Raw genomic sequence first — 8661 nt, forward strand, 5'->3', positions numbered from 1 at the left:
GTGGCGCCGGGGGAAAGACACAGGCCGCAGCCGATAGAGCCGGACTGCAGAGGGTCTTCCTCACGCCTGGCCGCGAAAAAGCCGGTGATGTGGGATGGGACCCAGGCTCTGGTTGTCAAATGATTCGAATTGGGGGAATTCATAGAATCTCCGCCAGAGAGTCGATGATCCTTCTCGCAATCAGGCTCTTTTTCCCCTCGACCTCGCTATGGCTGCCGGACCGGCTCAAAATCAGCACCCGGTTATCATCCGTGCCCATGCCACCTCTGGAGACGTCATTGGCCACTACCAGGTCCAGACCCGCGCCCTCCAGGGATGCACGAGCTCTGGCCAGGAGCGCCTCGTCGCCGGTATCGGTCTCGGCCTTGAAGCCCACTATCTTCAGATCAGGGTAGGCTTCTCGCACCTTCTTGATTATCTTCCTGGTGGGCTTAAGACGCAGATTCAATTCCAGGCCGGATTTGATCTTCTCCTCGCTCGGGTCGAGGGTGTAGTCCGCCACTGCCGCGGCGCTGATCAGGGCGTCGCAGCCCTTCTTGAGCTCTGACATGACCGCATCCAGCATATCGCTGGCGCTCTGGGCATAGACCTGGTGGACTGGCAGGTCCTGGATGAAGCGGTGGACCAGGGTTACATCCGCCCCCCGCCTTCGGGCCTCCAGGGCGAGGGCGACACCGGTCTTTCCCGAGGCCCGGTTGGTGAGAATTCTGATGGGGTCGATGGATTCGGCATTCGAGCCGCTGGTGATCAGGATCCTCTTCCCTTTAAGGTCGGCCGGGCCCAGCAGTCTTTCTACCTCCTGCACCACCCGCTGGTTATCGGCGAATTTGGCCTTGCCCTCCTCGATGCGCGGATCGATGAGGGCCACGCCCATTTCCCTCAGGATTTGCAGATTCCGTATGACTGCGGGATGACGGTACATGGCCTCATGCATGGCAGGGACGACTGCCACCGGCTTGCCACTTCCGAGAGCCGTGGTAGCAAAGGTGGTCACTGGAGTGTCATCGATGCCATTGGCCATCTTGCCAATGGTGTTGGCGGTGGCCGGCGCGACCAGGAAGAGGTCTGCCTTTCCGCCCACGCCGCAGAACTGGACGTGCTCAACCCGGCCGGTGATCTCGGTTATCACCGGATGGTTTGAGGCATATTCCAGGGCATAGGGATGCAGTATCTGTCCGGCTGCATGGCTCATGGTGCAATGAACCTCTGCCCCGCGGCGGATGAGGTCGCGAATGAGGTCTATTACCCGGACCGCAGCGATGCTTCCCGTCACTCCCACCACTATCGTCTTTTCGGATAGGGTCTCGCTCACCGAGGCTGAGATATCAGAGGTCATACTCATCCCTTTTGCACTTTGAGCTTTTAAAGGATGCCCGTTCCTCTGCAGGAGGTTAAGCAAAAACCTTAATTAGCTATTCACCCGAGGGACTATGCCGTGCCGGGGTGGCCTAGCTGGTTAGGGCGCGAGACTCATAGGGTAATTGCGAAGAACGCGCCTGAGTCATCTCGAAGTCGCGGGCTCGAATCCCGCCCCCGGCACCTTATTCTTGGCAATTAAAAATAATTTCATAATCGGCTCGACTGTTAGGCATAAACAGTATTCGCATTAATGACAATATTGGCAGCATCTCTTATTGTCGAACAGCCACAAGATTTATATTCGTTGACTGCCGTAATACGGCAAATGCCGTAGTTCAGCATAGGCTGTTTGCAGTGGGAGGCAGCCTGAAGAAAGGCTGACTTAATGCGATTAGATCCTTTTCTGTCAATGGAGGGGGGGTCTATTAAGGAGCGCGATTCGATGGAAAATAATGACAAGATAGCGGAGATCAGGCATGACCACCGTCAATTGCCTGATATTTTATATGCCATCTTTAAGATAATTTTCTCCTTGATATCGCTGAAATTTTTTTGCACCTCTGCAGTGGGAAGGGAAGAGACGACCGGCTACTGGATTAATAGAGCAGAAGGGCTCATGCACAACGATTCTATCGATGAAGCCATTTCTGCATGCGGCATGGCTCCAAAAAAAGAACCGTGGAACGATTCAATTATCGTTCGCAAAGCCATGTATCTTAACATCATTGGCATGGTGAATGAATCGGCAAAGACATATGAGAAAGCGCTGACCCTGCTGGATGAAAAGCTAAAGAAGAATGCAATAGATGTCGAAGCCTGGCAATGGAAGGCCATGGTTCTAGGCAGCCTGAACAGAGAGGATGAGTCAGACCAGGCATATGAAAAGGCCCTGGAGATCTTCGACCAGAGAATAAAGAATGACTCGCGGGATGCCGACTCCTGGATAGGCAGAGCAGATGTGCTGCTCAACCTCGGCCGGTGGGATGAGGCTCGTGAGTCATATAATAGAGCGACGGAGCTCAAACCTCTGGATTACAGCGTCTGGTGGAGGAAAGCAGAAGTCATTAGCGGCATAGGATATATCAACGAGTCTGTGGAGGCCTACGATAAGGCCATCAGCCTGATACCAGCCTACGATGCAGCGGAGCGGGCACTGGCTTATGCTGCAAAGGCAGAAGACCTGGCATTTGCCGAACGATGGGAAGAGGCACTGGAGGCGGTTGATAAATCTCTGGAGCTGAATCCTAAAAGCAGCGTGTGGTGGCATTTCAAGGCTTCTACTCTAATGGAGCTTGGCAGGAATGATGAAGCGCTGGCAGCCTTTGACGAGGCCCTCAGGCAGAGTCCCGAAGATGCCCATAGCTGGCTGCGGAAGGCTGACCTGCTCGTGGATATGAAGTGCCATAACGAATCCATCAAAGCCTACGACAGAACCCTTGAGCTGATTGCAGAAAGCAACACCAAAGAGCTGGCTGGGATCTGGCTGGTCAAAGGAACGGCACTGAACAGGATCGACAGGCGAAAAGAAGCAAAAGAGGCCTTCCAGATGTCGCTGGAGCTTCACGCTAAAGCCATCTTGGAGGACCCCGGCGACCTCAGCCTGCAGAGGATGAAAGGCCTGACGCTCTATAACCTGGGCAGATACGAGGAGTCCTTAGAGGTTTATGATCAAGTACTCGAGGCCTCTCCCAGAATAGAGCCCTACGTTATCGACGTTTCTGCATTGGAGGGCAAAGGCGATGCTCTTCGGGCATTGAACAGAAACCAGGAGGCTCTGGAGGCTTACAATGAGGCAATAGCGCTGGCTCCCAGTTCTAGCGCCGCATGGCATGGGAAGGGTGAGGCAGAGAGGGCATTGGGACAGGCTGGCAATGCCGGCATGTCGCTTTTGATGGCGGATAAGCTGGGGTATGAAAAGTGAGCCCCACTTATTTTTTTCTTGAGATCTATATTGAATCCTCAGATTGGATTGTGAAAAGGGGATGTGGTGAGAGAAATGAAAAGAGATAAAAGAATATCTAAAAAATTGGGAGCAAAGCTCGCTCTCACTCTTCTGGCCCTGGCCGAGCTATGTGCTTGTGTCACAGCACAGGAAAATACAACAGACTACTGGATGGACAAAGCCGAAGAGTTTGCGTATAACAGCTCTTTCGAAGAGGTGATTTCTTCCCTCGATGAAGCCCTGAAGACAGATCCCGGAAACGAGACCATTCTGATCCGGGAGGCTTTGTACCTTGGCATTGTAGGCAAGGTGAACGAGTCATCTCAGACCTATGAGAAGGCGCTGAGCATTCTGGATGAAATCTTGTTGAAGGACCCGGATGATGCCGAGGCCTGGCAGAAGAAGGCATCGGTTTTAGGTAGTCTGAACAGGCGGAACGAGTCCTTAGCCGCTTATGAAGAAACTCTGGAGGCATTCAACAGGCGCATTGAAAAGGACTCAAAAGACATGGATGCCTGGATCGGCAAAGGTAATGCCCTTTTGAACCTTGGCAAGTGGGATGAAGCGCGGGATGCCTACAACGAGGCCATAGAGGTCGATCCGCAGGATTACCGCGCCTGGGGCAGGAAAGCCGAGGTCATAGGCAGAATAGGGGATATCAACGAATCGATGGAGGCCTACGATAGGACCATCGAGCTGATTCCAGCCAATGATACTCGGGAGCAGGCAGATTACTGGATGTCCAAAGCTGAAGTGCTGGCGATTGCAGGCGGCAGATGGGCGGAGGCCCTGGAAGCCATCAACCATTCCCTGGAGATTGATCCGGGAAGCCGGGTGAATTGGCGCTTCAAAGCCGATATCCTGTCACAGCTGGGCCGTAAGGATGAAGCAATAGAGGCTTTTGATGAAGTCCTCAATCAGAACCCAGAGGATGCCGAAAGCTGGCTGTGGAAGGCCGGCCTTCTCACGGAGATGAAGAGGTACAACGAGTCAGTAGAGGCCTATGATAAAGCCATCGAACTGATTGCAGAGAACGATACCGAAGACCTGGCGCAGAATTGGCTCGCCAAAGGATGGGCGCTGAACAAGACCGGCAGACAGGAGGAGGCCAAAGTGGCCTTCCAGAAGTCCCTGGAGTTTTACGACGCGTCAATTTCAGAGGATGCCGGAAATAACCGTCTATTACAACAGAAAGGCCTGGCTCTCTTCGAGCTGGGCAGATACGATGAGGCTATAGAAGTCTATGACCAGGTGATCAATAAATCTCTGAGCATAGAGTCCGATACAACAGCTGTTAGCGCATGGATAGGCAAGGGCGATTCGCTGCGCTTGCAGGGCAAAAACGAGGAGGCTCTTGAGGCCTACAATAAAGCCATAGATTTAGGGCCCCATTATAGCAATGCCTGGCACGGCAGGGGAGAGGCGCAGAAGGCCATGGGGCAGGTTGGTAACGCCGGCATGTCGTTTTTGGTGGCGGATAAGCTGGGATATGAGGAGTGACCTCCGTCAATCTTTTTTCACGCATGAGATTGGCGAATATCGGTGGCTGTTTATTTGCAGCCTTGCTGGCATTCCTCTTTGTCGCAGCAGCTGCGGCTTCTGAGGATCTCTCCGGTCGATGGAAGATCAGCTATATTGTTCAGAGCGGCGGCCCTGACGAAGAGTTCGCTGAAGGCAGCGTGGTCTCCCTGAGCGAGAAGGACTCAACATTGCAGGGCAGGGCAACCCTTGGCAGCCGCGGCGACGGCTTCCTGATAGGATCCCGACAGGGCAGCGATGTTCAGGCGGCCATCACCTTCCGCAGCAATCCTGCCCTGTTCCTTCGGCTGTCGGGCAGCCAAGGCGATGATGGGCTGCAGGGCAGCTTCACCGCCTCCGGCGGGGGAAGCTTCTGGCAAGGGAAGTTCGCTGCCACCCAAATGACTACGGCCGCCGGAGAGGTCATCGGCACAGAAGTCATATTTGCGAATTTCACCCCCCTGGACGAGGACCTCATGCCCAAGCCCACCCTGTACCTGGACCCTGAGGCAAACTGGAGCGCACAGCAGGATAGCGGTGTTAGGGAGACCTTCGTCATCAGGTATCAAAGAAACACCGTCCTCATGTGCAGAAAGAAGCCATTGATATGGGATTGGTGGCTGTAAGACTCTGGTTGAGAGATCCACAATATCATCATGGACAGGGATATAAATAGAGGCGCAATTAATTTTTCATGTGAGGGGGATAAGATGATGAAAGCTATTTTAGCTCTGGCCTTTGTAGCCCTAGCAGTACTATGTGCTTCATCTAGTTCTCAGGAAGATATGGCGAAGGAAGACACAGCCGGTTATTGGCTGAACAAGGGCAACGAGTCGCGTGAAATGGCAATAAATGAAATGCAAAATCAGACTGCCCGAGAGATATTTCTTCAGGAAGCCCGCGAGGCCTATGATAATGCCATAGAGATCGATCCTCAATCGGCATCGGCCTGGTTTAAGAAGGGAGAGCTTCAGATCGATTTCCTCGGCAATTATGAGGAAGCCCTTAATGCTTTCAATAAATCCACAGAGATCAATCCGCAATTTGCCGACGCCTGGTATCAGAAAGGCAAAACCCTGACTGGCTTTGGATATTTTGAAGAAGCCCTGGAATCCTATAATAAATCTCTTGAGATAAATCCAAACTCATCCGATGCCTGGTACTGGAAAGCAGGCGTTCTGGCCGAACTGAGCAGGCACGAAGAGGCAGTCCCTGCCTACGATAAGGCCATTGAGCTCGATCCCACTCAAGCATCATACTGGCTGGACAGAGGCGGCGCTCTCAACAGACTCAATCGCACTGAAGGGGCTAACGCTTCTTTCACAAGAGCAGTTGAGCTCTGCGACGAGGCCATCGAGCAAAATCCCAAGAGTATAATGGCCTGGCAGGGCAAAGGCACGGCCTTTTACCACCTGGGAAGGCTCAATGAGTCGATACAGTGCTTCGACAAGGTCATAGAGCTGGCTCCCATGTACTATAGGTCCTACTACTATAAGGGAAAGGCACTGCAGGATTTGGGCCGTGAGGTCGAGGCAGAGGAACTCTTCGCCAGGTCCAAGGAGCTGGGCGGCATATAAGCCCATCTTTTACTTTTTGCATCGATGATGGGCAGAGATTTGATCCTATGGCAATGACGCACACTCAATGCCGCCAGTATTCTTGTCCCAGTCATAGCTCCTTAAACGTCGTAGTACCCAATAAAATGGATTTTTTAGCTTTGCTAATGGCTCAGGAGATGTCTTTCATCAAAAAGGAACCTTCATGAACATCTGAACGCTCCATCTCTCAAGATTTTCTCCCATGTTCATCGTTCATTCAATCAATCATTTATCTACAGTTCATGCCCAGAAGAGGTTGGCAGGCATTTCGAACGAGAGATGTCCGCATAAATGAAGAAGTCGAGAAATAGAGCAGAAAGGAGAGTTTGGGAATGCATGAAAAAAGAGTGAATGATCTGAGAGCGAATGCAAAAAAGATGAGGGCCTGGATGAGAATCCCCCTCATCCTGGCCGTTCTCTTTGTGCTATGTCTGGCAGCTGTAGCGCAGGAGAATACTGCAGATAGCTGGTATCAAGAGGGTTTGAAGCTAATGGGAAACGATAACTATAGGGATGCGCTCATTGCATTCGATAAGGCAATTGAGATCGATCCCGAGAACGCCAGCATATGGATGGGCAAAGGTGATGTGCTCGTAAGAATGGGAGATTATAATGAATCGCTGAAGATTTATGAAAACGCCTTGGAGATGGCAGAAAAAACTACCAAAGATAATCCCCATGATGCCAGGGGCTGGCTTGTGAAAGGGGAGCTTTTCATAAGGATTTTCAAGAACGATGAGGCCATCAACGCCTATAGCAGAGCTACTGAACTGAATCCCAAGTATGCGGAGGCTTGGTACCTGAAGGGCGCAGCTCTGAACCTTAAGGCAGGGGAACTACCTGAACAGGAGAGCGTCAAGACCTATGAAGAAGCCTTTACAGCCTTGAACAAGGCCATTGAGCTGGATCCTGGCTATGGAAAGGCCTGGAATGATAAAGGCTATACTCTCTTGTCCCTCGCCAGGTTCAATGGCAAGAATTTTAACAGATACAATGAGTCGCTGGAGGCTTTCGATAGGGCCATTGAGCTTATTTCTGCTGAAGATTCCAGGCAATTCTCAGCTCTGGCCTGGGAGGGCAAGGCACTTGCATTCGTTGGCATGAGCAATATGCTTAACGATATGGATAGGAAGGATGAGGCCAGAGAAAGGTATGAAGCGGCCATAAAGGCTTGCGATAGAGTTATTGAGCTAGACCCAGATTTCACCGGCCAGGAAGCTCGATTATTGAAGGCTGGTATCCTCTCCGAACTGGGCAGGCACAATGAATCTCTTGTGGCCTACGACGAGGCTATTTCGTCCGTGCCCGCAGACCTTGTCTTGCTCACAGCCACATTTATGGCGGACAAGAGTAGCGTTCTTATAAAGATGGGCGAGTACGAGGAAGCCCTAACGACTATTAATGCCGCCCTAAAGATAGATCCGACAAATCCGATTGCCTGGAAGAACAAAGGTGAAGCCCTAAATTATACGGGCAGATACGAAGAGGCCGTAAGCGCCTACGACAAGGCTGTTGAGCTGAGTCCAGAGCTAGGTCTGCTGAAAGCCTCCTCCTGGCAGGGCAAGGGCGATGCACTGAAGGCCTCAGGACGCCAGGTTGAAGCGGCTGCAGCTTTTGCCAGGGCAAAGGAGCTAGGGTATAAAGCATAGATCCGCAGGAATACAGATGACCGTGTTTAGCATCTCAAGAACCGGAGGGATAGGATGGTATCTATGGTACTATTGAAGAAGATCCTGATGGGATCGGCTATTCTTCTATCCCTTGTCGCCGCAATTCAGGCATCCGGACAGTATCCTGATTCTGGGGCAGCCGGGAAGAACCTCAGCCTCAATGTCCACCTGCTCGACACCGGTCAGGCCCTGGTCGTGGGCTATGTTGATGACCCCAGGGGCCTGATCTTTCTGAGGCCGACCCGGTATACCGACCCGGCTGCGACTCGGTATGCATCCAGATACAGGTATGAAAACGAGACTCATCAGCTGTATGCCTGGACTGACGCACTGACTTTCAAGCAAGGAGATACCTGGAGATTGATGTTTCAATGTCCGGGCTTTTATGCCGAGTATCGCGTCATATTCGACCTTCCAGCCGATTTAGGGCTGGGAAGAATCAATAGCTCTGAGGGGCTGAAATACGTGGTCTCAGCCTCAAATGATTCGTTAACAGTTATTTCTCAGGGATATGATATCAGGAATCCTTCCATAACCATAGAGTACCAGCAGTCTTTAGCAGAAGAGGCATCTC

At 52.0% G+C, this 8661-nt stretch carries 7 protein-coding genes and 1 tRNA gene; 7 read left to right on the top strand and 1 reads right to left on the bottom strand.

What is annotated here, in order from left to right; translation table 11 throughout:
• Positions 1-139: 139 nt before the first annotated feature.
• Complete coding sequence (gene coaBC, locus BP822_RS03890; protein WP_286877771.1) at positions 140-1336, bottom strand: bifunctional phosphopantothenoylcysteine decarboxylase/phosphopantothenate--cysteine ligase CoaBC; 1197 nt, start codon at positions 1334-1336, stop codon at positions 140-142.
• 101 nt (positions 1337-1437) lie between these two features.
• Between coaBC and BP822_RS03895 the strand changes: the two genes are divergently transcribed.
• From BP822_RS03895 to BP822_RS03925, 7 genes are all read left to right on the top strand, one after another.
• Positions 1438-1539, top strand: a tRNA-Met gene (locus BP822_RS03895).
• 352 nt (positions 1540-1891) lie between these two features.
• Entirely contained in the window at positions 1892-3280 is a 1389-nt protein-coding gene (locus tag BP822_RS03900) for a tetratricopeptide repeat protein (RefSeq protein WP_286877772.1), read from the top strand.
• A 75-nt stretch (positions 3281-3355) separates the two neighbouring features.
• Entirely contained in the window at positions 3356-4801 is a 1446-nt protein-coding gene (locus BP822_RS03905; protein ID WP_286877773.1) for a tetratricopeptide repeat protein, read from the top strand.
• Positions 4802-4863: 62 nt separating this feature from the next.
• Positions 4864-5445, top strand: a complete 582-nt coding sequence (locus tag BP822_RS03910) for a hypothetical protein (protein ID WP_286877774.1) — start codon at positions 4864-4866, stop codon at positions 5443-5445.
• Positions 5446-5604: 159 nt separating this feature from the next.
• The gene (locus tag BP822_RS03915; protein WP_273278716.1) at positions 5605-6396 is read left to right on the top strand and encodes a tetratricopeptide repeat protein; all 792 of its coding nucleotides are present in this window, start codon (positions 5605-5607) and stop codon (positions 6394-6396) included.
• A 353-nt stretch (positions 6397-6749) separates the two neighbouring features.
• Entirely contained in the window at positions 6750-8066 is a 1317-nt protein-coding gene (locus tag BP822_RS03920; protein WP_273278717.1) for a tetratricopeptide repeat protein, read from the top strand.
• A 54-nt stretch (positions 8067-8120) separates the two neighbouring features.
• Positions 8121-8661: hypothetical protein (locus tag BP822_RS03925; protein ID WP_286877775.1), on the top strand; the 541-nt coding region annotated here is incomplete at its 3' end.

The organism is Methanosaeta sp. UBA458 (assembly GCF_002496085.1).
GTDB lineage: Archaea > Halobacteriota > Methanosarcinia > Methanotrichales > Methanotrichaceae > Methanothrix > Methanothrix soehngenii.